The 26959-nt window shown below is 57.0% G+C and carries 22 protein-coding genes and 1 tRNA gene; 13 read left to right on the forward strand and 10 right to left on the reverse strand.

Annotation, left to right across the window (positions count from 1 at the left end):
- Window positions 1–28: 28 nt before the first annotated feature.
- The 11 genes from OGL93_RS04310 (at window position 29) to OGL93_RS04360 (ending at window position 10996) form a co-directional block, all read left to right on the forward strand.
- Window positions 29–745, forward strand: coding sequence for a GNAT family protein (locus OGL93_RS04310; protein WP_263261153.1), 717 nt, complete (start codon window positions 29–31; stop codon window positions 743–745).
- Window positions 746–822: 77 nt separating this feature from the next.
- Window positions 823–899, forward strand: a tRNA-Ile gene (locus OGL93_RS04315).
- Window positions 900–1025: 126 nt separating this feature from the next.
- Entirely contained in the window at window positions 1026–2099 is a 1074-nt protein-coding gene (locus OGL93_RS04320; protein WP_263261154.1) for a site-specific integrase, read from the forward strand.
- 303 nt (window positions 2100–2402) lie between these two features.
- A complete protein-coding gene (locus tag OGL93_RS04325; protein ID WP_227696709.1) occupies window positions 2403–2621 on the forward strand; it encodes a DNA-binding protein in 219 nt (72 codons plus the stop codon).
- Between the two features lie 4 nt (window positions 2622–2625).
- Entirely contained in the window at window positions 2626–3468 is an 843-nt protein-coding gene (locus tag OGL93_RS04330; protein ID WP_263261155.1) for a helix-turn-helix domain-containing protein, read from the forward strand.
- Window positions 3469–3571: 103 nt separating this feature from the next.
- Complete coding sequence (locus OGL93_RS04335) at window positions 3572–3784, forward strand: TraK family protein (protein ID WP_263261156.1); 213 nt, start codon at window positions 3572–3574, stop codon at window positions 3782–3784.
- A 725-nt stretch (window positions 3785–4509) separates the two neighbouring features.
- A complete protein-coding gene (gene trbJ / locus OGL93_RS04340; protein WP_263261157.1) occupies window positions 4510–5265 on the forward strand; it encodes a P-type conjugative transfer protein TrbJ in 756 nt (251 codons plus the stop codon).
- Window positions 5266–5470: 205 nt separating this feature from the next.
- Complete coding sequence (trbL, locus tag OGL93_RS04345; protein ID WP_263261158.1) at window positions 5471–6853, forward strand: P-type conjugative transfer protein TrbL; 1383 nt, start codon at window positions 5471–5473, stop codon at window positions 6851–6853.
- A 667-nt stretch (window positions 6854–7520) separates the two neighbouring features.
- Window positions 7521–9206 (forward strand): AAA family ATPase, encoded by a 1686-nt coding sequence (locus tag OGL93_RS04350; protein ID WP_263261159.1) that lies wholly within the window; start codon window positions 7521–7523, stop codon window positions 9204–9206.
- Entirely contained in the window at window positions 9169–10131 is a 963-nt protein-coding gene (locus tag OGL93_RS04355; RefSeq protein WP_263261160.1) for a DNA adenine methylase, read from the forward strand. The genes OGL93_RS04350 and OGL93_RS04355 overlap by 38 nt, the downstream gene beginning before the upstream one ends.
- Window positions 10132–10186: 55 nt before the next feature.
- The gene (locus tag OGL93_RS04360; RefSeq protein ID WP_263261161.1) at window positions 10187–10996 is read left to right on the forward strand and encodes a nucleotidyltransferase domain-containing protein; all 810 of its coding nucleotides are present in this window, start codon (window positions 10187–10189) and stop codon (window positions 10994–10996) included.
- A 47-nt stretch (window positions 10997–11043) separates the two neighbouring features.
- On the opposite strand, the gene OGL93_RS04365 is transcribed toward OGL93_RS04360, so the two are convergent.
- From OGL93_RS04365 to OGL93_RS04380, 4 genes are all read right to left on the reverse strand, one after another.
- Window positions 11044–12087 (reverse strand): hypothetical protein, encoded by a 1044-nt coding sequence (locus OGL93_RS04365; protein WP_263261162.1) that lies wholly within the window; start codon window positions 12085–12087, stop codon window positions 11044–11046.
- Between the two features lie 438 nt (window positions 12088–12525).
- Complete coding sequence (locus OGL93_RS04370) at window positions 12526–14739, reverse strand: xanthine dehydrogenase family protein molybdopterin-binding subunit (RefSeq protein WP_263261487.1); 2214 nt, start codon at window positions 14737–14739, stop codon at window positions 12526–12528.
- A gap of 65 nt (window positions 14740–14804) precedes the next feature.
- Window positions 14805–15860: a xanthine dehydrogenase family protein subunit M gene (locus OGL93_RS04375; protein ID WP_263261163.1), complete on the reverse strand. Its 1056-nt coding sequence runs from the start codon at window positions 15858–15860 to the stop codon at window positions 14805–14807.
- Window positions 15857–16420, reverse strand: a complete 564-nt coding sequence (locus OGL93_RS04380; RefSeq protein WP_263261164.1) for a (2Fe-2S)-binding protein — start codon at window positions 16418–16420, stop codon at window positions 15857–15859. The genes OGL93_RS04375 and OGL93_RS04380 overlap by 4 nt, the downstream gene beginning before the upstream one ends.
- Window positions 16421–16739: 319 nt before the next feature.
- On the opposite strand from OGL93_RS04380, the gene OGL93_RS04385 reads away from it, so the two are divergent.
- Window positions 16740–17540: an isocitrate lyase/phosphoenolpyruvate mutase family protein gene (locus tag OGL93_RS04385; protein ID WP_263261488.1), complete on the forward strand. Its 801-nt coding sequence runs from the start codon at window positions 16740–16742 to the stop codon at window positions 17538–17540.
- A 68-nt stretch (window positions 17541–17608) separates the two neighbouring features.
- On the opposite strand, the gene OGL93_RS04390 is transcribed toward OGL93_RS04385, so the two are convergent.
- Window positions 17609–18706, reverse strand: coding sequence for an alpha/beta hydrolase (locus tag OGL93_RS04390; protein ID WP_263261165.1), 1098 nt, complete (start codon window positions 18704–18706; stop codon window positions 17609–17611).
- Window positions 18707–18974: 268 nt separating this feature from the next.
- Between OGL93_RS04390 and OGL93_RS04395 the strand changes: the two genes are divergently transcribed.
- A complete protein-coding gene (locus tag OGL93_RS04395; RefSeq protein WP_263261166.1) occupies window positions 18975–20879 on the forward strand; it encodes a tyrosine-protein phosphatase in 1905 nt (634 codons plus the stop codon).
- 134 nt (window positions 20880–21013) lie between these two features.
- Here the strand turns inward: OGL93_RS04395 and OGL93_RS04400 are convergent, their stop codons facing one another.
- From OGL93_RS04400 to OGL93_RS04420, 5 genes are read right to left on the reverse strand one after another with little or no spacing between them, the layout of a single operon-like run.
- Window positions 21014–22447, reverse strand: coding sequence for a DUF2723 domain-containing protein (locus tag OGL93_RS04400; protein WP_263261167.1), 1434 nt, complete (start codon window positions 22445–22447; stop codon window positions 21014–21016).
- 22 nt (window positions 22448–22469) lie between these two features.
- Window positions 22470–23426, reverse strand: a complete 957-nt coding sequence (locus tag OGL93_RS04405) for a lysylphosphatidylglycerol synthase transmembrane domain-containing protein (protein ID WP_263261168.1) — start codon at window positions 23424–23426, stop codon at window positions 22470–22472.
- On the reverse strand, window positions 23423–24163 hold the full coding sequence (locus OGL93_RS04410; RefSeq protein ID WP_263261169.1) for an SDR family oxidoreductase: 741 nt from the start codon (window positions 24161–24163) through the stop codon (window positions 23423–23425). Before OGL93_RS04410 ends, OGL93_RS04405 begins: the two co-directional genes overlap by 4 nt.
- On the reverse strand, window positions 24160–25473 hold the full coding sequence (locus OGL93_RS04415) for an FAD-binding oxidoreductase (protein ID WP_263261170.1): 1314 nt from the start codon (window positions 25471–25473) through the stop codon (window positions 24160–24162). Before OGL93_RS04415 ends, OGL93_RS04410 begins: the two co-directional genes overlap by 4 nt.
- Window positions 25470–26921 (reverse strand): UbiA family prenyltransferase, encoded by a 1452-nt coding sequence (locus OGL93_RS04420; protein ID WP_263261171.1) that lies wholly within the window; start codon window positions 26919–26921, stop codon window positions 25470–25472. Before OGL93_RS04420 ends, OGL93_RS04415 begins: the two co-directional genes overlap by 4 nt.
- Between the last annotated feature and the right edge of the window lie 38 nt (window positions 26922–26959).

Consider the following 26959-nt stretch of genomic DNA (forward strand, 5'->3'; position numbering starts at 1 on the left):
TGCCTTCTCACGATGAGGCAACACAGCGATGGCTAGGCAAAACGAGTACGGGCAGAACATCGGCTTATCCGTCGACGGCTGGGCACCAAGACCGCAACCCACAGCGGTGACGCTTAGCGGCCGCTATTGCCGCCTCGAACCGCTGAACGTCGAAGCCCACACCGCTGACCTCTTTGCCGCGTATAGCCAGGCCAAGGACGGCAGTGACTGGACTTACCTGTTTATCGGCCCATTCTCAAGTGCCGATGCGTACCGGGCCTATGTCGAAGTCGCTGCGCAGAGTACCGACCCGCGGCACTTCGCGGTGATCGACCTCCGCACCGGTAAAGCAGTCGGCACGCTCGCCCTGATGCGTATCGACCTCGCCCATGGCGTTATCGAGGTGGGCAACGTCACCTTCTCGCCCCTCCTCAAGCAATCCGCCCTCTCCACCGAAGCCCAGTATCTGCTCATGGCCTACGCGTTCGACGAGCTAGGTTATCGCCGCTACGAATGGAAATGCGACGACCTCAATGCGCCCTCGCGCAAAGCCGCCATCCGCCTGGGTTTCACCTACGAAGGCACCTTCCGCCGCGCGGTGGTGTACAAAGGCCGCAGCCGCGATACGGCCTGGTACTCGATCATTCGAGAGGAGTGGCCCGGCCTCAAACAGGCCTTCAATGCGTGGCTGGCACCAGAGAACTTCGACGAGCAAGGGCAGCAACGCCGCTCATTGGCCTCCTTCCGAAACCAGGATCAAGACTGAGCCCTAAAGCGTTGGCACAAAAGGTTCTTTCGGATAGCACCCAACCAAAAGCCTCGTTATAATCGCCCGTCTCTAAAGGGCCTATAGCTCAGTTGGTTAGAGCAGAGGACTCATAATCCTTTGGTCCACGGTTCGAGTCCGTGTGGGCCCACCAACCTCAAAGCCGCGCATTGCGCGGCTTTCGGCTTTTTGGGTTTGTGGCAGCCGGATCAGTCCTATGGTCCGAAGGTACAAATTAGGTACAGTGCGGCTTCGCTTGCACGCCTTTGGAGTCCTTCAGATGGCCACAATCGTCAAAACCCCTGCCGGCACCTGGAAGGCCGTCATCCGCAAGACCGGATGGCCGACCAACGCCAAAACCTTCCGCACCAAACGCGACGCCGAGGATTGGTCACGGCGCACCGAAGATGAAATGGTGCGGGGTGTGTATATCCAGCGCAGCGGCTCTGAGCGCATGACGCTCGAAGTAGCGCTCAGACGCTACCTGAACGACATTACCCCCACCAAGAAGCCAACGACACAGCGTGGCGAGACTTCGAAGGCCAAGAAGCTCACAGAGCATCTGGGCAAGTACTCGCTTGCCGCACTCTCTGCCGAAATCATCGCCAACTATCGCGACAAGCGATTGAGCGAGAAAGGCCGCGCAGGAACCACCAGCAACAATACCGTGCGCCTGGAGCTTGCCCTGCTCAGCCACCTTTTCACCGTAGCCATTCAGGAATGGGGCTTGGGCCTGACCTTCAACCCCGTGCTGAACATTCGCAAGCCCAGCCCAGGCGAGGGACGTAACCGTCGGCTGTCTGCGGATGAGGAACGGCGGTTGATGGCCGCCGTCAACAAGCACAGCAATCCCATGCTGGGATGGATCGTCGGCATCGCTCTAGAAACCGGCATGCGCTCTGCTGAGATCAGTACCCTTCGTAGGCCTATGGTCGATCTGGAGCGACGCATAGTGAAACTGGTAAACACCAAAAACGACGGCCAACGCACCGTGCCGCTGAGCAGACGAGCAACAGAGCTGTTAAAGGCCGCTATGGAGAACCCAGCCAGACCAAACGACTGCTATTTGGTGTTCTTTGGCGAATCTGGCAAAGACGGAAAGCGTCGACCTTATGCGTTCACCAAGATATGGGGACTGCTTGTTAAAGAGCTTAGATTATTCGATTTTAGATTTCATGATCTGAGACACGAGGCAGTAAGTCGATTAGTTGAGGGCGGCTTATCTGATCAGGAAGTTTCTGCAATAAGCGGGCATAAGTCTATGCAGATGCTCAAACGATATACGCACCTCCGCTCAGAGGACCTGGTCAAGAAAATTGACAAGATCAAGAAGCGGGCCACATCAAAAGTTTAGCTAAACAAATTTTCCGACCACCACGCCAAGACCACTGAATTTCGATATATCTAAACGAAACCATAGGGACTTTAGCGGCTAAAATCCAGGGCACACCATATAAAACCAAGGCCGAACAAAACCACACACCCTTAAAGCTGAGAAATACGCAACTTAACAAACCGATATATCGAAACTAGAAAAATTAACGCACTGAAAACAAAGGATATTTATTATTTTCTTAACTAGCCTACACAAATAGCTTTGAAACTATTCGAAAGTTATCTAGGATTACTTCAGATTTTTCGGACCTGGAGTATTGCTATGAACACTGAACAAGCCATCTTGGAGAAATACAACGGCGCGCCGCTTCTCTCCATTGACCAGCTAGCGGAGATACTACTGAGAAGCAAAAATGGCTTGCGCCTTAGCCTTTGCGGTGATAACGAGGTCTCGCGCAAATTTTCACCGTGCAAAGTGAAAATTGGTAGAAGGGTCTATTTCCGGACATCTGACGTAGCAAAAGCTTTAGATCAGGAATAACTCCATGGGCATAAATTTAAGGGTGGAGAGGATCAAACCTGAAAAGGGCTACACAGTGATTCATAACCACATTCTCAATGATAAAAAACTAACATTTAAAGCGAAAGGAATTCTGGCCCTACTGCTTTCGCTACCTCCGAACCCGAGAAACTTGAGCATTGAAAAAATCGCCAGGTGGAACAAAGATGGTGTTTCCGCAGTTCGTTCTGGAATAGACGAGCTGAAGGTCGCTGGCTACTTGGATGTGGAGCAGATTAATAACGATCTTGGGCAATATGATGGGGTCCTTTGGTTCCTCCGCGATACGGCTTCTGGGGCTGACGCCTGCCAGAAGAATCGCAAAATCCCGGATGCGGAAAATCCGCATCCGGAAGAACCATCGTCGGAAAAACGTGGCCCTATAAATACTTACAAAACAAAAACCTCAAAAAGCAAAAAAACTACTACTACCCCGCTCCGGGGAAACGCGGGTGACGTAGAGAGCCTTAAGTTCACTGCCACCATGCTCGCGGAGACACAGCTCCAGGTCCGCAAGGCTCTGGAACAGGTCGATCCGGAAGACCGTCAAAGGATGCTCGATGACTTCTGCGCCGCAGTCAAAGCGGGGTCTATCAGGACCTCCCAGCTCGCGTGGCTACACGGGGTAATCAAGCGATACCGGAACGGCCAATACAACTTTAAGCCGTTACCACCCAAGCCAGCGTCAGCCAGTAATCCACCATTACCTGCCGAAAGCGTGGCGCCGGTTCCCTCAGTTTGCCCCTCAAGTGTTACGCCGACAGAACCGTCGAGCGTAGGCCTACACGCATTGAGTAAGTTAAAGAAAAACAGATGTAGGCCAGATTGAATGCTTTCGGCCCTTAACAACACTTGGGGGACATTTTATGTTGAATGATAAACACCGCGCCGTAGCCAAATCGCTAAGCCAGAGGATCGCGGAGAGGGTAATCATGAACAACGCTCCAGATAGCCCCGCCGTTCACCGAGCGATAGTAGTCATACACAAACAAGAAATCTTAGAGGCGATTCACCGTGGCTGCTCTCTATTGAGCATCTGGACGACCCTTAGAGCTGAAGGAGTGGTTGACTTCGGATACCAAGCATTCAGCCGTCACGTCAAAAGCATTTCCAAAGGCAACGACCGTTCAGAAGCGAATAATTAGGCTTTGTTTTATCGCACAACATCCTTTGTCGTAATAACCAGAGCTGTATTTCGCTGAACATTTACTAACCTGCCGCGTTGTTTAGCTAAAAAATTCTAAATTATTCACATCTAGAAACCCTGACTATCGACTCAAACAGCCAGAGGCAACCGGGCATGCTATTGCGATTTGCAGGGCAAGACAGGTGAAGTTAGCTAACCGACAAGTCGGCCAGCTAACTTCACCAACGCGTATTCGCGCCTTCGGCGCTCAATGCGGTCTTGCTCTGCGAGGCCATCGCTGCCGCGATCCAGTAAACGCCAAAGGGAGGAAAAAGCATGATTGGTAATGACCGGAAAGACGCTACCCGCAAGCATGGAAAGCACCTGCGTGTTCCGGTGCTACCGAGTGTGAAGAAGCGGTTATCCGAGCAAGTGCCGCTAAAGCAAACCTGACGGTTGCCGAGTATCTGCGGCGCTTGAGCTTGGGCCACGAGAGCCAGAGCACGCTAGACGCTCAGCATGTGTTGCAGATCGCAAAGGTACGTGCTGACCAAGGCCGCCTAGGTGGCCTTCTGAAGCTATGGCTTACCGACGACGCGAAACTTGCGGCCTGCATCCCTCAGCTCACCCCGGCAATGCTGAGGGCGCTCTTGAAACAGATTGAGGCCACCCAAGCCGAAATGCTTCGGCTGATCCAGGCACTGAATTTTAGCGGCTAAAAAATCCCTCTACGTTGGAGCACTTATGCAGAAATTTAAATTAGGGAAATGGCTACTCGGCATTGTCAGTTTTCTATCCGTTCACCTCGCGTTCGCGGGCATACCTGTCGCAGACGGAGTTAACCTGAGCCAAACGACAATCAGCGCGATGCAGAGCGTCGCATCAGTCATGAAGCAGATTGAGCAATACAGAGTCCAGTTGCAGCAGTATCAGACCATGCTGCAAAACACCACAGCACCGGCAGAGTACATCTGGAACCAGGCCGATCAGACAATCTCGAAACTGCTCGCAGCCCAAGACACGCTTGGTTATTACAAAAATCAAGCGGGTAGTCTTGAACAGTACTTGGAGCGATACCAAGACGCGGCCTACTACGAGAGCACTCCATGCATCGGCTCGGACGCGTGCAGCACTCAAGATCAGCAGAGCCTTGCAGAAGCGCAGAAGAATGCGAGCAACGCTCGAAAGCGAGCAAACGATGCGCTACTAAACAGTGTTTCAAACCAGCAGGACACACTACGCTCAGACGCCGATGCGCTCGCGGGGTTGCAGCGGCAAGCGTCCGACGCTGATGGGCAGATGCAGGCTATCCAAGCGGCCAATCAGCTTGCAAGCGCACAGACAAATCAGCTTCTGCAAATCCGCAGCCTGCTAATCGCTCAGCAGAACGCTCAAGCCACTACTGCTCAAGTTAGTGCAGATCGTGATGCTCAACAGATTGCCGGTGATAAACGAGCGCTGTCGGGCAGAAACAACTTAAGCACTGAAAAGGCTTGGTGAGGTGATGAGTATGGAAGCTTACCTTTGCTGCGCTTTGCTGTTCGCAGCTCTGCTTACCAGCGGCTGTGACGCACCTGATCCCTCGACATCAAGCGACTGCACCAGATCAACTGCTGCTCAGCCGACGACACTTCAAAATGCATACAAAGCCACCTGCGCCCTTGGGAGTCAGAACACCCAGAGCACTGATAGGAAATGGTGACCTATGAAAAGACATTTTCTAACCTACATTACGCTCATATCACTTCCGTTCAGCCAGTCCGCCTATGCGGCCGGGCTGGATAGTGGGGACATGCTCAACAAAATCCTGGAAAGCTTCTCGACCGTTGCAGCAACCTGGCAATCAGAGGTGACCTCAAGCGCTTCTTGGCTGTTTTGGGGCCTGGCGATAATCAGCATGACCTGGACCTACGGCCTCATGGCATTGCGCAACGCTGACATAGGTGATTTTTTTGGAGAAACCATCCGTTTCTTCGGCACGCTGGGCTTATTCTGGTGGCTGCTCAAGAACGGACCGGCGATCTCGCTATCAATCATCGACACACTGCGGACTATCAGCGCACGGGCCTCAGGATTGGGTAGCGGCCTATCGCCGTCGAGCATCGTAGACATTGGATTCAGCATACTAACCAAAGTCAGCTCATCTGCCTCCCTTCTGTCTCCTGTGGTGTCAGCGCTGATGATCGCTGCTGCAATTGTGGTACTGGTGATCTTGGCACTCATCGCCGTGAATATGCTGCTACTGCTCGTGTCGGCCTGGCTGCTGGCATATGCTGGGATCTTTCTCCTTGGGTTTGGCGGCAGTCGCTGGACTTCAGATATAGCGATCAACTTTTATAAAACGGTGCTAGGGATCGGCGTTCAGCTTTTCACCATGACGTTTCTGGTCGGTGTGGGTAAGTCATTTTTGGACCAGTACTATAAAGCCTTTGAGGCTGGGACACCTGACCTGAACAGCCTCTGCGTGCTATTGGTGGCTTCCGTAGTACTACTCATGCTGGTCAATCGGCTGCCACCCATGCTGGCAGGAATTATCGGCTCCACAGGCCAAAGCTCAGGGATCGGGAGTTTTGGGGCGGGTGCTGCAATCGGTGCTGCAACTATGGCTGCTTCGGCAGCAGCTTCGGCTGGTAGCGCCGCTTTGGCCGGAGTGAATGAACTTGCAGGAGGTACATCAGCACTTAGTGCCGCCTTCAAGGCGGCCCAAGCAAGCGCCGAGGCCAGCGGCACCGCGACAGGTAACGTAGATAATTACCAGTCAACTCAGAACAGCCATGGGCAGTCTGCTTTCGGGCAAGCTATAGGCTCAGGGACTGTAGAAGGCTCGGGATACGCGTCCAGAGTAGCGAGCGCAGGAAGACTTGCCGCTAATGCTGCTTCCCTGGTAGCAAATCAGATAGGGCAAAAAATCGGCAATCAAGCCAGCGCTGCGATAGCGGATACGGCTGGAGGGCGATTAGCGACCGCGATTGATGTAAGCAGCAAAGCACCGAAAACCGGAGATGCCCCTGTAGTCGATAGTCATAATATGACCAATGAAGCCGATGAGATTTCGGAGTTCATCAACAAAAAACCTCCACAGGACTAAGCTCTACCTAAACCGCCGTGGTGAATCTATGGCGGCTATCCCACTAATGCCGTAGGAGAAAATGCAGAACCCTAAAATCCAGCATGCTGATGATGAACCTACCAGTGCTACCGCCTTGCTCCCAACCTTCGTCACGCGCACAACGCTCCGATCAATCCTTCAAGCAAATGGAGTCGCTACCCTCGCGGAGCTCGAAGCGCGTCGGGATACTGCTGCTCACAGAGCCTCAACGCCATGCTCGGAACCTGAAGACGAGTAGGCATCCTTCAAGCTCAAGTACATACTTTACGTTAACGCGTGAAGCACCCAATGCGATTAATGAGTGGCGGGACGTAGACCGAACGAATGTGGCCTCCAGACGCCGCTGGACCTTCGTAACCCTGACCAGCCTCGCTTGGACTACATGCAACAGGCCGACAACGCCTCCCGGACCGTCCCTTCTTGGCCTTCACAGCCTAAAGCAACGCCTATCTCAGACATTACAGTGTCACGTAAAAGGACAGCGCGCGTCAATCGACACTGTGATAGCAATGTGCTAATGATATCTGCCAGACTCTCAAACCTGGCTGTAAAGAATTTTTCCAGTGCAGAGTTAGGAATTTTCTAATATGCGCCCATCTATTTAAAATGCAGATAAGCGCAGAACTAGTCCACAGGGATAGAAGCAATGCAAAAAAACGTGACATCGATAAGTAAGTTACAAATAGAAAAATTTCGAGCGCTATCAGGGATCGACATAGATTTTGGCAATAGAATAACTGTGATCTGCGGAAAAAACGGGACCGCCAAATCCTCAATACTTGGAATTTTAGCTCAAATATTTAGCTTCAATAAAGATTACACAAAGGAACAAAAGCTTTCATTTATAACTTTGACCGGGGCGCCTTACAAATCTTACCCCGGCGAACACTTTAGACTTTCGAAAGCTTATGACGTCACCGGTTCAATGAAGACCATCATATACATGTATGATGGCTATACCAACCAGCAGACATCCATGCAGCTCAGAATCTACGACTATAAGGATCGACCAGATCCTAGACCAGTTGTCAGAAACAACAAAACCATTCCAGGCATAAATACCAGCCGCAACCCAACCCATCCTGTAATTTACTTGAGTTTACGAAGACTCACGCCAATTACTTTGCGAGAGGGCTATGAGCCATACGACCTAGAATACCTAAACAACAATATGGCCGACTTTATATCATTGAACCAAGAGCTACTTAACAAACGCGGAATAAATCGTGCAACGGCAACTACTGGAGACTTTAACTCCGCAGCGGCATTCGGAGAGAACTACGATCAAGATGCGGTGTCTGCAGGGGAAGATAACGCCGGACAAATAATGCTCGCCATTATGTCTTTTAAAAAGTTGAAAGAGGAGTACCCCGATTACAAAGGAGGCATACTTCTAATAGACGAAGCAGACGCTGGACTTTTCCCGGCCGCGCAGAGCGCATTAGTTAAAATACTGACAAGAGAATCTAAAAAACTTAACCTGCAAGTCATATTGACAACGCACTCACCTTTAATTATCGAAGATGTGTTTAGACTCTCAAGACTAGATCCTAAAAATTTTAAAACGATCTATCTAAGCGACACCCATGGCCCTATCGAGAGACACGACAATTACTCGTGGCCAGATATCTATGCAGATATACATACAAAGACTGTAGAAATAGACGACTCAAAACATCTCCCAAGAATAAATATCTACTACGAAGACCGTGAAGCTGTGGACTTTTTTGATGCACTAATCACAAAGCGCGCAACGCGTCGTGTCATTTTCCCCCTAAAAGAAGTCAACCTAGGATGCAGGTCCTACCTATCTCTAATCGATCATAAAATCCCTGAATTTTGCGAAAAAAGTATAATAATACTGGACGCTGACGCACATGGGGCAGACACGCATAGTACAGTAGTTCTTCTACCAGGCTCGCTACCTCCAGACCAATTACTTTTCGAATACCTTTATAACCTGCCTGATGCCGATAGCTACTGGCGGAACAAAATAAAATTTACGAAACCTGTATTCCGAAAAATATCTCACGCAATCATAACCAGGCTAAAAATAACCACTGACACTATAAATTTACTCGACCTGCTTAAAGCAGATGCTGCCATTAAGGGGCAGCCTCCGATTAGGGACATATTCAAAAATTTTTATAAAGCTGATGAGATACAAAAAATCATCCATGGCAAGGCGGAATATAATCCCTTCAGGGCTTGGGCGCGTGCCAATAGGCAAGCCAGCGAGACGTTTGTCGAAAACTTCACTTTTAAACTCAAAAAAGTGATGGTCGACGGACACGGTGTCGACAGCGGTATGGCTTCGTATCTGGACAGATGAAACTCCAAAGGGTGATTTCAACTCAAGAATAGGTTATAATATTAAAATTAAACAAATTTTGTGCTCAGAAATGTCTATAGCCCCCTCATTTGTCACACCGCTTAGATACCCAGGGGGCAAAGGCCGCCTCGGGGCCTGGCTGGCTGAGGTCATTAAGCATAACAATTTCAAAAGCTTGCAGTATGTGGAACCATATGCTGGCGGCGCCGGCGCGGCAGTATTTTTGCTATTAAACAACTTCATTGATCAGATACTTATCAATGACATTGATGCGGGAATCTATTCTTTCTGGTGGTCGGTATTCAACGATACTGAGCGCCTCATCAATTTAATAAATGAAACTCCTATCACAATAGATTCGTGGCAAGAGCAAAAAGCAGTAATGCTTGGTGAGGACACCGCAGACTTAGCAAAGTTAGGATTCGCGACGTTCTTTATGAACCGCACAAATAGATCCGGAATTATTCGTGGAGGCGTCATTGGTGGCAAAAATCAGAATGGCCAATATAAACTAGATGCTCGCTTCAACAAGCCCGGTTTAATTTCGCGAATTGAGTCTCTGGCCAAATATAGAGCACAAGTCCAGGTCACCAATCTTGACGCAATGACTTTGATTAAAAAACAGGCCAAATCTACTAAATCCTTATACTACCTCGACCCGCCTTATTACAACAAAGGGGCGCAGCTCTATAGAAACCACTATAAGCCAAGTGACCATCTAGCCATTTCTTTAGCCGTTAAAAACTTAGACGCCCCCTGGATTGTCACTTATGACAATTGCCAAGAAATCTGTGAACTCTATGGCAACGACCAGAAGCAGGAGTTATCTTTTCACTATTCGACTCACTTATCTAGGCCTGTCGCAAAAGAAGTCATGTATTATGGAAATCTAAAAATTCATAGTGAGCCCAGCATGCGCAGGTAATTTATTTAAGTACCGCGAGCGTAAGCCCACCGCTATTGATGGAGGGTTCTAAGGTATGAAATCTCTAGATATTGAAATCAACATATCTGAGAAGCTGCGAAATATTGAAATTGACCATGACGTCAAAATAATTTTAGCTATTGAAGCTGGAAGTCGTGCTTACGGCCTGAGCGCTATCGATAGTGATTACGATGTACGCTTCATCTACGCACACAGAACGGAATGGTACCTTTCCGTCGCACTTGAAGAAATGTCTGATACAATTGAGCTACCCCATTCCAAGAATTTAGATATAAGTGGTTGGGACCTACGCAAAGCGCTGCGCCTATTCTGGAAATCAAACCCGAATTTCGTTGAATGGATACAATCAAAAACCATCTACAAAAGCGAGGGTTCATTTCTCCTTCTATCTAAAAAACTATTGAAGTCCGTATACTCAGCAGAATCAGGATTTCATCACTATCGAAGTATGGCGACTCGACCCTACAAGAGACACTCTAGTACAGTTTTTTGTACAAAAACCTATTTACATATTTTACGCGCCACACTATCCGCCTTGTGGTTAGAAAAAAATCAATCTCCAGCTCCAATCGATTTCAAAATATTATGCTCTCATTTAATAAGCGACAATGCTCTTAAGGAAGAAATCGTTTCTCTCGTTAGTGCAAGGCAGAACGGGGCCACTCCTAATGTGCCACACCACTACCCGCTGATTGAGCACTTTATCTCTGACTTTATTGCTAGACCAACGCCGACGTTTTCAAAATCAAAAAGAACTCACGTAGAGCCCGTTCTTTCAAACTTATTCAGATCAACTTTGTCTGAAGCCTGGCACGCAGGCAAATCTCAACAGCACATTATTTAATCAAAAACTCATCAACGATATGCTAGCGACCTCGAAACCTAGCTCCACTATCTTTTTGCGTTTAAGAAAAAAACAACTAATGCAATGACGACGAAAAAGGCAGGTACGACGAATACCGACCACAAGCGAATGTTTTTCATAAGCTTATGATTTTCAGCTACTAACTGCGAGCACCTTGATACACTTTCCTTGAGATTTGAATCAGTGATATTTTTCTCACGCGACACGCTTTCCAATTTATTTCTTAAAACCGAAGCCTCGCTACTTATTTTCGAGACATTCGAAATCTCAGCAGCTAGTTTCTGCTCTGCATCAAAAAGCTCTGACTTCAGCCTCTCATTTTCTAATTGATATGAAGTCTCTCGCTGCTTTAAAAAATTAACCCGCTCTATCAAATAGTCTTTAGTGCTTGGATTACTCAATGACACCCCCTTTAGAAATCCTTTCTCTCCCTGCAGTATTCTCTTAACCTTCTCTCGATGACTTTTTTCTAATTCATCCGTGGTATCTTCATCAGCTATTTTGTACTGGAAAATTGGTGGTATTTCAATTTCAATTACTGCAGTCGATGTTTTTCTCATATCCATTTGCTTCAACGCCCCTGTTGCGTTGGAGTTGAGAATTTCAATATGCAATTCACCTCCCCATTTTTTAAAAAGTCGACTGGCGCTATCGAATTGATAATAAATATCTGAGTACCGCTTACTTCCATCAGCAAGGTGGATTTCTTTTTCTTTTTCAGCCTTAACAACTTCCAACTCTATTGACTCTCTTTTTCTTATACCATTCCCCACATGCAAAGAAACATCTAGTCTCAATATTTTTAATTCATAAAGGGCTTCCTTGAACAGTTGATGATTTAAAGACTCCCCACCGGTGCCCCCGCCACCACCCGAACCAATATAAGAAAAGTATGGATAGCTTTTTCCAGAAACGTGCTTCACAGATTCACGACTTCCAGGTTTATCAATACTAAAATAGGGGTAAGGAGTCGGAGCGCCATTAAAAAACTTCTTACGTTGCTCGTCAACCTGTCGTGCAGTTACTTGAGTATTTCCCGTTTGAGACGTATACGCCCTAGTCTTTGACATTATTACCAACTACCTTTCACCTAGAATACCCCATGTCGCCGACATGTTAAGATCCCATTAATTTAATAGCAGCTTTTTGTTATGCTGCACAAACGCTCTAATAGCTGCTATCGAAATTCGTCACCAGGTTGCCAGCCTGCATAGTCGCTCAAGTCCTACTGCGGGTACAACAGCGGTACAGCACTCAGTTCGAACAGATATCTCGAAACTACGCTTAACCCCTTGTACTACATGGACTCCAGCTATGCTACCCTACGCCCAGCTTTGAGTGATTTCGCTGGACACATCGGTTGGCCCAGCAACTCATAATCCTTTGGTCCACGGTTCGAGTCCGTGTGGGCCCACCAACTTCAAAGCCGCGCGTTGCGCGGCTTTTTGTTTTTCCCAAGGGGTGGCGTACCGGGATGCAGTCCTGAGCCAGCTCAGTAACACCATTGCTCAGTCGGCCATGACCCGATCAGGCGTCATCGGTGTGCTGCGTACGCGTTTTCCGGTCGCGTGATAGATCGCGTTGCAGATGGCCGCGGACACTCCGACGATGCCGATCTCCCCTACCCCCTTGGCGCCCAGGCGGCTGACGATGCGGTCGTCTTCGTCGACGAATATCACGTCGATGTCATGGATGTCGGCGTTCACCGCCACATGGTATTCGGAGAGGTTGTGGTTCATGAAGCGGCCAAGCTTGTGATCGGCCCAGGTCGCTTCGTGCAGGGCTTCGCTGATGCCCCACACCACGGCGCCGGTGACTTGGCTATGAGCGGTTTTAAGGCTCATGATCCGGCCGGCGGCGATCGCACTGACCACCCGCGTTACGCGCACAGTGCCGAAGGTTTCATCCACCTTGACCTCGGCGAACACCGCCGAGTGCGTCGCCCGGACGTACTTCTTCTGCTTGAGTACATTGGGCAACAACAGGTACTTCTCTTCCACCCGGGTTTCCCCCGCCGCCGCTAGCAGCGCAGGCAGCTCAACCGAGGCGGAGGGGTTCTGTCGCAGGCGCATATGGCCCTGGACGAACTCCACATCCCTGAAGCGGTACTGCGCGAAGGGCTTGCCGGGCAGCGACTTGGCCATTTTGTACAACCGTTTTTGCAGCTTTTCGCAGGCACCTTCCACGGCCGAACCGACCGTGGTGACATGGGACGAGCCACCTTCGATGGGCGCTACCGGCAGGGTGGAGTCGCCCAACTGAAAGGTGACTTTCTCCAGCTCCAGGCCCATGGCCGCGGCGGCGATCATGGACATCACCGTATAAGTACCGGTCCCGATGTCGGTGGCCGCGCTGCTGACCACCAGCCGCCCATCGGCATGCAGCACCGCGCTGGCGCGGGCAAACATCTGCATGGCATCCCACTGCCCGGTCGCCATGCCCCAGCCCACCAGCTCGGTGCCTTCTTGCATCGAGCGTGGCGCCATCGGCCGGCGTGACCAACCGAAACGCGCGGCGGCCTGCTCGTAGCACGCCCGTAATTCCTTGGTGGAATAGGGCAAGTCCTTCATCGGGTCGCGCTCGGCGTAATTCTTCAAGCGCAGCGCGAGCGGGTCCATGTTCAGCGCATAGGCCAGTTCGTCCATCGCCACTTCCAGCGCATGCACACCATGCGCGGCGCCAGGCGCACGCATATCGATCGGCGTGTATTGGTCAAGGTCCACCAGTCGGTAGCCAAGCCGTACGTTGTCGCAGGTGTAAAGCTGCCCCGACCAGTTCACCACCACCTCTACGTAGTCCTCGATGCGCGAGGTTTCGGCTATAGCTTCGTGCACGATGGCGCGCAGGGTGCCGTCACGCTCTGCAGCGAGCTTGAGGTGCTGGACGGTCTCGGGCCGGTGGCCAAAGGTAAACATTTGCTGGCGGGTGAGCACCACCCGCACCGAACGCTTGAGCTTGAGCGCGGCCATGACGGCCAGCGGCAACTGATACTGTGGCCGCAGCCCCGAGCCGAAGGCGCCGCCCACGTATGGGTTGCGTACCGTGACCTTTTTCTTCGACAGGCCGAACACATGCGAAACATACCAACGGCTGTTTTGCGAGCTCTGCGTTTTGTCGTAAATGGTCAGGTGGCCATCGGCGTCGCGGATCACGGTGGAGGCGAACGGCTCAAGCGGGTTGTGGTGCTCGACGGCGTTGTAATAGGTCGCGGCAATCTTCACAGGCGCGGCCTCATACGCGGCGTCTGCATGGCCACGTTCGGCGGGTGGTGGTGAATAACCCGCCTTCAGCCGGCTCGGTTTATAGCCGCGGTGAAGGTTATTCATCAGGTTGGTATCGTGCGGTTCCACGGCGCACTCGGCCCGCACCAGCGACGAGGCATAGCGCGCGGCCTCGAACGTTTCGGCCACCACCAGGGCTATCGGTTGGCCGCTGTACCGCACGTTTTCGTCGTACAGCGGCCGGAAAGGCGAGCCGCTTGGGGCCGTCATGTCCTTGTACGACAGATCGAAAGCGCGCATCTTCGGCCGGTTCTGATGGGTAATGATCTCGATCACCCCTGGTACGGCCAGCGCTTGCTCCAGGTCAAACCCGACGATCCGGCCCTTGGCGAAGCTGCTGTTGACCACCACGCCATAGGCCAGGTCAGCGGGGAAGTGCTCAGCCGCGTACTGCGCGGCGCCGGTGACCTTGTCACGGCCGTCCACGCGGGACACCGACATGCCTTTGGTGACATAACCTGTTCCAGCAGGCGCTACTGGAGCATTGAGTGCGTCGATCAGATCGGTCATACAGATTCCTCGCCGTTGAGCCTTTCGCCGGTATTGGTCACGGTGCCTTGCACGGCCAGGCTTAGCGCGCGAACGATCGCGCGATGGGCAAGGGGGATCTTGAAGTCATTGGCACCCTGGCCATGGGCGGTGCGCAGCAACGCATCGGCGGCCTTGGCGAATACCGGCTCACTTGGCATGGCACCCATCAGCGCCTGCTCTACTTCGGTGTCTCGCCAAGGCTTGTGCGCCACCCCACCCAGCGCAAGACGCGCTTGGCGAATGCTGCCGTCTTCGGCCAACTCGAGCGCAGCCGCCACGGAGACCAGCGCGAATGCATAGGATGCGCGCTCGCGAATCTTCAGATACACAGAATGGCCGGCAAAGCCTCGCGCCTCGGGCAGCTCAACGTGGGTGATGAGTTCGTCGAACGCTAGGTGGGTATCTTGGTCGGGACGGTCGCCAGGCAAACGATGGAAGTCAGCGAAGGGTATCTGCCGGCTGCTCGAGGGTGACTGCACATGAACGATAGCGCCCAGCGCGGCCAGAGCCACACACATGTCAGACGGATGCGTGGCGATGCAATGCTCGCTCGCGCCCAGGATCGCGTGCTGGCGGCTCAAGCCACCTATGGCGGAACAGCCAGTGCCCGGTTCCCGTTTGTTACAGGGCACGGTGGAGTCGTAGAAGTAATAGCAACGAGTGCGCTGTAGCAGGTTGCCGCCGTTCGTTGCCATATTACGCAACTGCGGCGAGGCGCCGGCGAGGATGGCGGCGCTCAGCAGCGGATAACGCGAGCGCACAGCCGGGTGATACGCCGTGTCGGCATTGCGAGCGAGCGCGCCCAGCATAAGCCCCCCGCTCGCCGTCTCCTCGATGCGCTCATAGGGCAAGCCGTTGATGTCGATGAGGCGCGCGGGCCGCATCACGTTCTCTTTCATCAGGTCGAGCAGGTTGGTCCCGCCCGCGATGAACTTGGCAGCGCCGAGGGCCATGCCGTTGCTTTCATGATCGCCGAGGGCGGCTAGGGCCTCGACGGCATCAGTAGGCGCGACGTAAGAGAAAGGGTTCATGCTGGCACCGTCCCCACCACGACGCTGCGATCAGTGCTCTCGGCGCAAACCGAGATGCCCATGACTTGGGTCACGGCTTGGACGATCTGCGGGTAGGCACCGCAACGGCAGAGGTTGCCGCTCATGAGTTCGCGGACCTCCACAGCGCTTTTAGCCTCGCCTTCGTGGATCAACCCGACCGCCGAGCATAATTGGCCCGGAGTGCAATAGCCGCACTGGAAAGCGTCGTGATCGATAAACGCCTGCTGCAGCGGATGCAAGGTGTCGCCGCCCGCCAGGCCCTCGACGGTGACGACGTCGCGGCCATTTTGCATGACCGCCAACGTCAGGCAGGCGTTGATGCGTTTGCCATTGACCAGCACGGTGCAGGCACCGCACTGGCCTTGGTCACAGCCTTTCTTGCTACCGGTAAGCTGCAGCTGTTCGCGCAGCAGATCCAGCAACGTCACCCAGGCCTCGACCTGAACGTGGGTTTCCTGACCGTTGACGCGTAGCGTCAGCGGATAGCGCGGCGCTGCGTCGACAACGCCAGGCGGCATGGGGGTGGCTGGTGTGCTCATGGGTATCCTTCGAAGGATCGTTTGGATGGCGTGCAGGGCCGGGCTAGGCCTATCTGGCTCGCTCGGGAGTGCTCAGGAATAACCGCTGGCCGGCCTGCATGCCTTGGGAGATTCACTTTATTAAAGTAGGCATCCCAACCGGCGACCAGCCATTGGCCTAGACAGTGTTGGACACTTGATCGCGCGTATGTGCTGCTTGTGGATTGCTATCAGCCGGACTTATCGTTCGGCGAGCACGTAGCGCTGCGTTGGGTCTATGCTGCCTTTCGAACGTTCTTCAGCAGGCCAACAACGCATTCAACGGAGCAACCTCATGGCAATGGATACCCGCTTTCACACCCTCCACCACAACGGTCTATTGGTCCTGGCCAACGTTGCCGACGCTGGCAGCGCGCGCATCGTGGAGCGCCTGGGCGGCACAGCGGTGGCCACCAGCAGCGCGGCAATGGCCTGGACGCACGGCTACCCCGACGGTGACCAGTTGCCGCTGGGCTTGCTGCGCACCACGGTCGAATCCATGGCCCGGGTGCTGAGCGTGCCGCTGACGGTGGACGTTGAGGGCGGCTATTCGGATGAACCCGCGCAAGTGGCCCGCGTCATCGATGCTGTAGTCGCCGCGGGCGCCGTAGGGATCAATATCGAAGACGGCGTGGCAGCGCCGGAGTTGCTCGTGCGCAAGATCGAAGCGGCAAGAAAGGCAGCGGATCAGCGCGGCGTGAACCTGTTCATCAACGCCCGCACCGACGTTTACCGGAAAAACCTCTTCCCAGCCGAGCAGCGCCTAGAGAAAACCCTGGAACGCGCCGCGCTCTATGCCAACGCCGGGGCGAACGGGCTGTTCGCAATAGGCTTGGCCGATGCCGAAGAAATTGCCACGTTGTGCAAGGAAACCACCTTGCCGGTGAACCTGCTGCATTTGGATGGGCTGCCTTCGCTGGATGAGCTCAAACGCCTTGGCGTGCGGCGCCTTAGCACGGGTTCAGCCATTGCCCAATTCTTGTACGGCGCATTGGGTTCGCTGGCCGCAGGCTTCCTGAGCAACGGCCAGCTCGATACCCAGTCCTTGAAAGGCCATACCTACGGCGAGCTTAATGCGCTGATGGCAGCTAACAACGGGTAACGGCCAGCCCAACGTATTCGGCTCATTCCGTGAGCCGAATAACCTCGCCATTCGGCCCATGGGCCGGCTTAGAAACTCCCCTTCAACCGCGCACCGGCATATGCCTGCGCCTCTTGCGCTTTCTCTACCACCGCGGCGGTGCCGAAGAATTCGTGAGTCACACCGTCGTACAGCTTGCGTTCCACGCTCACGCCTTGGTTACGCAGGGCGGTCTCCAGCTGAGCGCCATCGTCGCGCAGGGGGTCGATCTCGGCGTTGACGATGGTCACCGGCGGCAAGCCTTTGAGGTTGGCGTGCACCAGGTCCAGGCGGGGGTCTTTGAGGTCTGCGGCACTGTTGGTCACGTGAGCGACGAACCACAGCATCATCGGCCGGTTCAGCGGCTTGGCGTCGGCGTACTTCAGGTAAGCCTCGGTGTCGGTGTTGGTCTGGGCGACCGGGTACACCGCCAGCACATGCTTGGGCGCGGCCAGGCCCTTGTCACGCGCGGCAATGGCAGTGGCCACCGCCAGGTTGCCGCCGGCGCTCTCACCGGCCAGGGCTAGGCGCTTCGGATCGCCCCCCAGGCTCGCGGCGTTACTGCTCAACCAGCGCCAGGCGGCCACAGCGTCGTCATGTGCGGCAGGGAATTTGTGCTCAGGCGCTTGCCGATAGTCCACGGACACCACAATGGCATTGGCCTGCTTGGCCAGCCCGCGGGCGCCACCGTCATATACGTTGCGGTCAGCGATGACCCAGCCGCCGCCATGGAAATACAGCACCACCGGGAAGGGGCCAGTGCCTGCCGGGGTATACACCGTTGCCGGAAGCGTACCCGCGGCGCCCGCGACGGTAATGTCCTTGGTGGTCACCCCTGGCACCAGTGCGGTTGGGCTGCTGTCGCGGCCCTGGTCAGCCAGCACACGCTTCACCGCGTCGGCGATGGTGGGTTGCTTGCGGGCTTCTTCCGGTGTGGTTTTCTCAATGGCTTTAGGGTCGAACGCCGCTTGAGCATTGAGCACCTTCTGCATGTCCGAATCGGTACGGAACAGGCTTTTGGTGGAGCTGACCGCCAGTTCGGAAAGCGTGGGTTTTTCCGGATCACGGGCGCAGCCGGCGATAGTGGTCACACCGGCGGTGGCGATCGCCGCAACCAGGGCACAACGAAGCAAACGTGATGGAAGCATAAGCGTGAGTCCTTTGCGGTACAGGCCTTGGGCCCGGAGCGCCACGGCTGTGGCAGGCGGGGCACGTGCCCCTTACAGCAATTTGGGCAGGGCACAGCGAGGCCGCGTTCAAGGCAAATTGCCATAACCCGGACAAACGGCAGTCAGCCTACGCGCGGTACCGTCGGCCGGTGGCAAAAAAGACATGGCTCCTTGGCCTGCCTGTCACTGTGCTGCAACAGCGCGCTCCTACAGTGCGGCCTCCACATGCCTATAAAGAGATCGCATCTTGATTCCACGCCTTGTGCTGTCTTTGTCGATGGCCAGCTTTCCATTGGCCAGCGCCATTGCCGAGACCACGGTCACCACGCCCCGGCTGTCCAGCGCCGACAACTTCCGCGACGTCGCCGGCACTACCACTGCCTACACCAGCAGCAACGACGGCACCCTGCGCACCGGCGTGTTCTACCGGTCCAACGCGTTAACGCTTTCCAGCGCAGACCTGGCCACCGTCAACACCTTGGGCATTAGCGCGGTGTTCGACCTGCGCACCGCCAGCGAGATCGCCAGCGCCCCCGACGTGCTGCCCACCGGTGCTACCTATACCAACATCGACGTGCTGGGTGCCGCCAGCCTCACCGGCACGGCTTCGATCACCAGCGCCGCTGCCGCGATGGCCTACATGCAGCAGATGAACGAAGCCTTTGTCAGCGATGCCAACACACGCAGCCAACTGGCCACCTTGTTCAATGAGCTGGCCAGCGTGGACGGCGCGGCGCTGTTCCATTGCACCGCCGGCAAAGACCGCACGGGCTGGACCGCCGCCATGCTGCTGAGCATCGCCGGCGTGGACAGCGCCACCATCATGGCGGACTACCTGGCCACCAATGACTACACCGCAGCCCGGGTTGCCGCGACCCTGGCGGCAATGCCCGCAGCGTATGCAGCCATTTACCAGCCGATGCTGACGGTCGATGCCAGTTACCTGCAAGCCGGGCTGGATGAGATAACCACCCTGTACGGTTCGGTGGATAACTACCTCAAGAGCGGGCTGGGGCTGTCCCAGGCGACCCTTTACGTGCTCCGCGCCAAGCTGGTCGAATATGCTTCGCTGCCTGGCGCCGCCGGCTTGAGCGGCAATGCTTCGCGTGGCGCCGGGCTGTTGCTGGCCCTGCAAAACAGCAGCCTGTCTGGCGCCTACACCGCCTATAACTACTACCTGCAATCGGCCATCGACGCCGGCACCCTGGGCGGCGTGGAAAACACCGTGGGCGGGCAGCTCCACGCAGACGCGGCCAGTTACCTGCTGCGCCAGCCGGCGTTGCTGCAATCGGCACTGGCGCCTTATGCCGATGGCCTGGACCTTCGGGTCGGCCAGCGCCGCGTCTGGACCACCGGGCTCGCCAGCTACCTGGGCACCGATGGCTCCTCCACCGCGGCCAGCAGCAGCGAGCACACCAGCGGCAGCCTGTTTGGCTTGACCCAACGCCTGAGCGAGCAATTGAGCGGCTACGCCAGCGTTGGCTACGGCAAGGGCTCGGTGGGCGCCGCTGGCGCCAGCGCAGACACGGACCTGGCCTATGTCGCCACAGGTGCGCGCTATGGCCTGGGCAGCCTTGACCGAGGCGCCTTCCTCGCGGCGGACCTGAGCACCGGCTGGGTCGACTACAGCAGCAAACGGCAGATAGGCGGTGGCCTGGGCGCGGCCAAGGGCGATACCCACGGCAACCTCTATGGCGCGACCTTGCGCCTGGGTTACCTGGCGGGCCTGGGCGGTGTACAGGTGGAACCTTCCGTGGGCCTGCGCAGTGCCCATGTGAACCTGCATGGGTTCCAGGAAAAGGGCAGCGAGGTGGCGCTGGATGTGGCCAGCCTCAACGAAACGACCCATAGCGCCCTGCTGGATGTGAAGCTGGCGCTGCCGGCGACCCAGGCCGGCGCGTTCAGCGTGCAACCCACGGCGCGCATGAGCTACGAGCGGTTCCTCGGCAACCCAGGCGTCAACAGCGAAGGTGAGGTGGCAGGTTACACCGTGAAACAGGCCTCGGCGTATGACAGCCGCAACCTGGTCAGCGGCGCCCTCGGCCTGGCCGCCGTCGATGGCCCGTTCAGCGCCGGCCTGGATCTAGGCCTGTCCAAAGCCCAGGACAGCCACGGTTACAGCGGTAACCTGCACGCGGCGTACCGGTTCTAGGGGGCACATCTGTCAACGAAGGCATTGGTAGGCGCAACGCTCTACGTGCGCCTCGGCGCCAGGCAGTGCCCGCGCAGGCGGGCCTGGCGCTTACCAGGCCTATCCCCGGATACAACGCTTCACCTGCGCGGGTGTCATTTACCCTGCAACTGATACCCCACCACCAGCTTTTCCAGCCGGTAGCGGGCCTTGAGCCCGTCGCAGTAGCTGGTGCGCGGCAGGAAGGCGCCGGCACCTTGCAGGTACAGGCTAAGGTCACGTGCGTTATCGCAGCTTTCGAACGTGCGCCCCTGTAACTCACCCGCGGCCTGAGCCGAGCGCAGCGCGCCCATGGGCGTCCAGTCGGACACGATCAACGCCCCAGCCGGAGCGGAAGCTTCGTAGTAGTGGGCAAATTCCTCCGCCGAGCGGTCGCGCAAGTACGGCACCATGAAATAGTGGATGTCGTTGCGGTAGGGCAGTGCCTCGCTGTGCACCGGCAGGGGCACCGCCCCATTGGCATACAGCACCCACATCGCCAGCAATGCCGCCGGCGAGCACAGCGCCGACAGCCCCAGCACCCAGGCCCCGGCGCGGGTGTCTGGCAACAGGTCGCGCAAGCGCAGCACCCCCAGGATGGCGGCGAACGCGGCCCCCGGCAGGAAGAAGGTAAAGCGGTCGTTCACGTTATAAGAGGCGGCGAACACGAAGTTCAGCAGCAGCGCCCACCACACCAGGCGCAATTTGCGGTCCTTGGGAAACAGCACAAGCCCCAGCGCCTGCGGCCCGATCAGCGACAGGCACAGCAGCGCCACCGAGTTCTTCTCATGCCACATGGCGTCGAAGCGCAGCATGCTCCCTTCCCAGTTGGGGTTGCTGTCGAAGGGCGAAGCGCCAGTCAGGTAATGGCGGCCGATCTGTATCAGGCTCAGGCCAGAGTCCAGGTCGTTGAACATGGCAGGGTAAGCGGTCACGAAGCCGATCACGAAGGCCGGCACGGTGAGCAAAATCCGCGCGCGCTGCTCCACCAGCAGCCGCAGGTACAGCGGCATCAGCACCACGAACGTCAACTGGTGGATGCTGGCCGCCATGCCGGTGAACAGGCCGATCACCAACAACTTGCCGGTGGCTCCAAGGCCACTGCGCCGCTCGAAGTACAGCGCGTAGGCGAGCACCACGAACAAGGCATGGAAGATATACACCTCGGCCTTGGTCGACACCCAGAACACCGCATGGCACAGCACCGCTACGGTAGCGGCCAGCAGCGCGAGGTTACGCTGCGCGCCAAGGTTGCGGCTCAGCCAGTAAACGGCCGCCGCCAGAGGCACCAGCAGAATGGAGTTGAGCAGGCTCAGCACCTGGGTGCCAAAGGCTTCGAACACTAGGGTGTTGAAGAACTGGTACAGCGGATGCTCCAGCGGCCCGAGTGTTTCGCTGAAGTAGCGCCCGATGGTGGCATCGGCCAGGAACATGCCGTTGTCCATCCATTGCACCGGCCCGCTGGAGGCCAGAAAGCTGGCCAAGATGGCCGCGCCCAGTAACAGCAAGGGCCAGGGCCCCTTGAGTTGATTGGAATGTCCGTGACGCATCGCATTGTTCTCCATGAACCGACTAAACCGTGGCCTGCGCGCGTCGCAAGCGCATCAACATGAACGCGCCCAAGCCCACCGCGAACCACAAGGTCGCCAGGCGGATAAGCACCGTGGCCGCCACGGCATCGGCGCCGGGCATGCCCTTCCACACCAGCAGCCCGACCATCACCGCCTCGGTTCCGCCCAGGCCGCCGGGCATGAAGCTGATAGCGCCGGCGAGCATCGCCAGGGCGTACACGAACATGGCGAATGCCAGCGGTACGTCCGCGCCCATCCACAGCAGAATCCAGTGAAAGGCCACGGCCTCGGCGCTCCAGGCGAGGACGCTCAAACACGTGGTGCCGGCCAGCACAGCCGGGCGATGGCAGCGCTGAGCTTCCAGCACAACCTGCACCGGCGCCCGCAGCAAGCGGGCCAGGGCACCTGGGCGCCGCGTCAACCAGCCCTGCACCGCGCGCAGCAGGCTGGCCTGGGAGAGCACGAGCAACCCCGCCGCTACCAGGCCCAGGCCGAGAAAGATCAGTGGCTGCGCCTGTGGATAGAGGCTCAAGCCGAACAGGGTCAGCAGCACTACGGCGCAAAGGTCCGATAGGCGCTCGCTGAAAAAGGCGGCAAAACTCTTGGCCCAAGGCACGCCATGGCTTTTGAGCAATACCCCGCGCAGTGCTTCGCCGGCCTTGCCTGGGGTGGTGGTCAGGGCAAAGCCTGCCAGGTAAATCGCCAGGCTTGGACGCCATGGCACGGGCTGTTCCATCAGCCGCAGGTAGGTCTGCCAGCGGAGGAAGCGCAGCCCGTAGTTGAGCAAGCTCATCCCCAAGGCCAGCACCGTGCCGCCCACGCCCACGGCCAACACCGCATGGCTCACCGGCTGCCAACCGGCCCAGAGCGAAAACACCAGGTAGGCCACAGCCGAGGCGACCACGCTCAAGGCCACGGCGCGGTAGTGCCAGGCCGAGCCCGCCGCCACCGTGTTCACAGCTTGAGCCTCTTGAACAGCGGCTGTGGAATGGCCCGGATCACCCACATGATCAACGCCCAGAACCCCGGCGCATACAGGGTGGTCGCGCGGCTGGAAATGCCCTGCACGATGCGCTGGGCGACCCGTGCAGGGCTCGCCACCAGCGGGCCTGGCAACGGCAGCCCCTGGGTCATGGGGGTGTCCACGAAGCCAGGCTTGATGGTGACCACGTGCACGCCGACCTTGAACAGGCGCGCCTGCAAGCCGTCGCAAAAAGTGGTGACCGCCGCCTTCGCCGCGCCATAGAGGTAATTGGACCCGCGCCCGCGGTCGCCAGCCACCGAGGAGATCACCGCCAAGGTGCCGCAGCGCTGCCGTTCGAAATGGTTGGCGAGCAGCGTGCCCAAGGCGATCACCGAGGTCGCGTTGTTATTGAACTGCTCGATGGCCACGGCCACTTCACGCTCGCATTGGGGCTGGTCTGGCAAGGTGCCGTGGGCGATCAGGGCGATGTCGATCTGCCCGAGCGCGTCCAGGCAGTGGCCAAGCATCCTGGGGTGCTCATCGAACGCCATGGCGTCCATCAGGTAGCGATGGATACGGCCCGCCCCGCGCGCCTGCAGGTCGGCGGCGGTCAGCTCGAGCTTCTCCTCGCTGCGGGCCACCAGGAAAAATTCGCAGTGCTCCCCAGCCCACAGCCGGGCGCAGGCGCTGGCGATGGCGGAGGTCGCGCCGATGATCAGCACCTTTTTCATACGATGACCCTTTTCCAGAAACGAGACATAAGCGTGGGGTCGCGCAGGGCTTCCACGCGCTCCCAGGCGGGATAGGCATGGCGAAAATCAGCGCCACTCATGTGCGCGTCCTTGGCCGGATACAAACGCCCGCCGGCCTCGCGCACGATGGCGTCCAACCGAGGGAACAACTGCGCGCCCAGTTCGGTGCTTTGCGGGAAGTCCAATGCCAGCGACGTGCCCGGCATCGGGAAACTCAACAGCCCTGGAGAACGCAGGTGGCCGCAACGCTTGAGCACAGCCAGGAACGACCCCTGCCCTGCCGCTGAAACCTGGCTGAGCACTTCGCTCAGGGCATCCTGTGAAGTGCTTTCCGGCACCACGCACTGGTATTGCTGGAACCCGCGCCGGCCGTAGATCCGGTTCCAGTGCAGAATGCGGTCCAGCGGATAGAAGAACGGTTCGTAGTGGCTACGGCCGTCAGTCAGCACCTTGGGGTGCGCGCGCCAGTAAAGGCTGTTGAACGGCTTGAGCGAGTAGCGGTTGACCAGCGACACCGGAGGCGCGAAGGGCACGCCCAGCTTGCGTCGTTCGCCGACCTCCAGCGAACCGTAGCGGGCATGATCGCCCACGATATACACCCCCCGCCCCCGCTGCGCCCCGCTGGCCATGCAATCGACCCAGGCCACGGCGTACTCATGCTGGCTGTCGAGGGTGCTGGAGAGCGCGAAGAACTCCGCCAGGCCGCCGAAGCGCACCGTGCGGGTGTTGATCTGGCTGGCGCGAACGGGGATCAGCCGAACCTTGGCCCAGCAGATCAACCCGGTCAGGCCCAGGCCGCCGATGGTGGCGGCGAACAGTTCGGCGTTGTCGTCCGGGCTGCACTCCACCACGGGCTCGCCATGACGCAGCAACCCGAAGCTCAGCAAATGGTTGCCGAAGGTGCCGCGGCGATGATGGTTCTTGCCGTGCACGTCATTGCCGATGGCACCGCCCACCGTGGCGAACTGCGTGCCGGGCGTGACTGGTAAAAACCAGCCTCGCGGAATGGCCAGCGCCAGCAATTCGGCCAGGGTCATGCCCGCTTCGACCTGCACCACGCCGCCGGCCCAGTCCGCTTCGATCAACCGGTCCAAGCCGCGCATCTGCAACACCTGGTCGCTGCTGGCCAGGCAGCTGTCGCCATAACTGCGGCCGTTACCGTAAGGCAGGGTGCTGCGGTGGTCCGCCACCACCCTGGCAACGCTGGCGGGCAGTTCGCTGCGCCAACTGCAACCGTGGCCACGCTGGGGGGCATCGGGCACGCGGCCCCAGGAGTGCAGAAGGCTCATGCGGCGATCCAGAAAACCAGGCCGAACAGCACGCCGATCACTTGGCTCACGCGGTCGCGAATGGCGAACACCACGGGGTCGTCGTTCATCTGCCCGCGGTGAGTGAGCATCCATACCCGAGTGATCCAGAACAGCAGCAGCGGGCAGGCCAGCCAGATGACGTGGGGCAGGCTGTATAGCGAGGCGGTTGCGCCGTCGTGGATATACAGCGCCAGCACCATCACCGCCAGGTAACCCGAGGCGGCGCCGAGGGAGGCGATCATGTCCAGGTCCCCGGGGTAATAACCGCGGCCGCGGGTCATCGCCTGCACGTCGCGAGAGCGGGCCTCGCGCAGCTCCGCGTAACGCTTGACCAGCGCCAGGCTGAGGAAGATGAACATGGAAAAGGCGAGTATCCAAAATGTCAGCGGCACGCTGAAGGCAGCGACGCCGGCGATGATGCGCGCGGTGTACAGCATGGCCAACACGATCACATCGACTGTCATCTGCCGCTTGAGGTAGAGCGAATACGCCAGGGTGAGCAGGTAATAGGCGGCCAGCACGGCAGAGAACTGCCACGGCAACAGCATCGCGGCGCTGCCGAAGGCTAGCGTAAGCAACAGCGGCACGGCCAGCAGGCCATGGCCGATGCGCAGCCGGCCACTGGCGAAGGGGCGATTACGCTTGGTGCGATGATGGCGGTCGTCGTTGAGGTCGAGCAGGTCGTTGAGCACGTACACGCTGGAGGCACACACGCCGAAGCACAGGAAAGCGAACAGCCCATTGAGCAACTGCTGTGGCTGCCCGAGCAGATGCGCCGCCAGCAGCGGCACGAAAATCAGCAGGTTCTTCGCCCACTGATGCAAGCGCAGGGCCTTGAGCCACAACCGCAGGCTCGGCGGGTTGGAGTCGATCACCTGGGTAACGCGTGCCGTCTGCCGGGCACGGCGTTCCACGCCCGCGTCGGGGTTGACCACCACCGCCTCGCGCGCGCTTTTCCATACCGCCAGGTCGTCGCTGGAATTGCCCAGGTAGTCGAACCCGCCCTCGCCGAAAGCCTTCACCAACAGGTCACGCTTGTGCTTCGCGGATAGGTTCAGCCCAGCCTCGGTGGCATATACCCGGTCAAACAGCCCCAGATGCGCAGCAATGCCTTCGGCCAGCAGCCGATGGCTAGCCGTGGCGAGCACGATGGTGCGGCCACTGAGCCGTTCGGCCTGGATCAGCGCGAGCACCTGTGGATCGTAAGGCAGCACGCTGACATCCAGGTCCGTCGCCAGGGCCAGCCCCTCCTTAAGCCCCGCCTTGCCTTCGGCCAGCCAACCGATCAAAGAGAAAACACCCGTGGGCGTTTTTCTTATGTAAGCCAGAAAGGTTTCAAGTAATAAATCCGAACGTAATAAAGTCCCGTCCAGATCCACAACCAAAGGGGGCACGGCTTCTAACAACTTTCCCTGCGTCAATGCCATGGCAATGTGCTCCTGCCGAATCAGAGGCGACTATAGCG

This window comes from Pseudomonas sp. RIT-PI-S (assembly GCF_025642975.1).
GTDB lineage: Bacteria > Pseudomonadota > Gammaproteobacteria > Pseudomonadales > Pseudomonadaceae > Aquipseudomonas.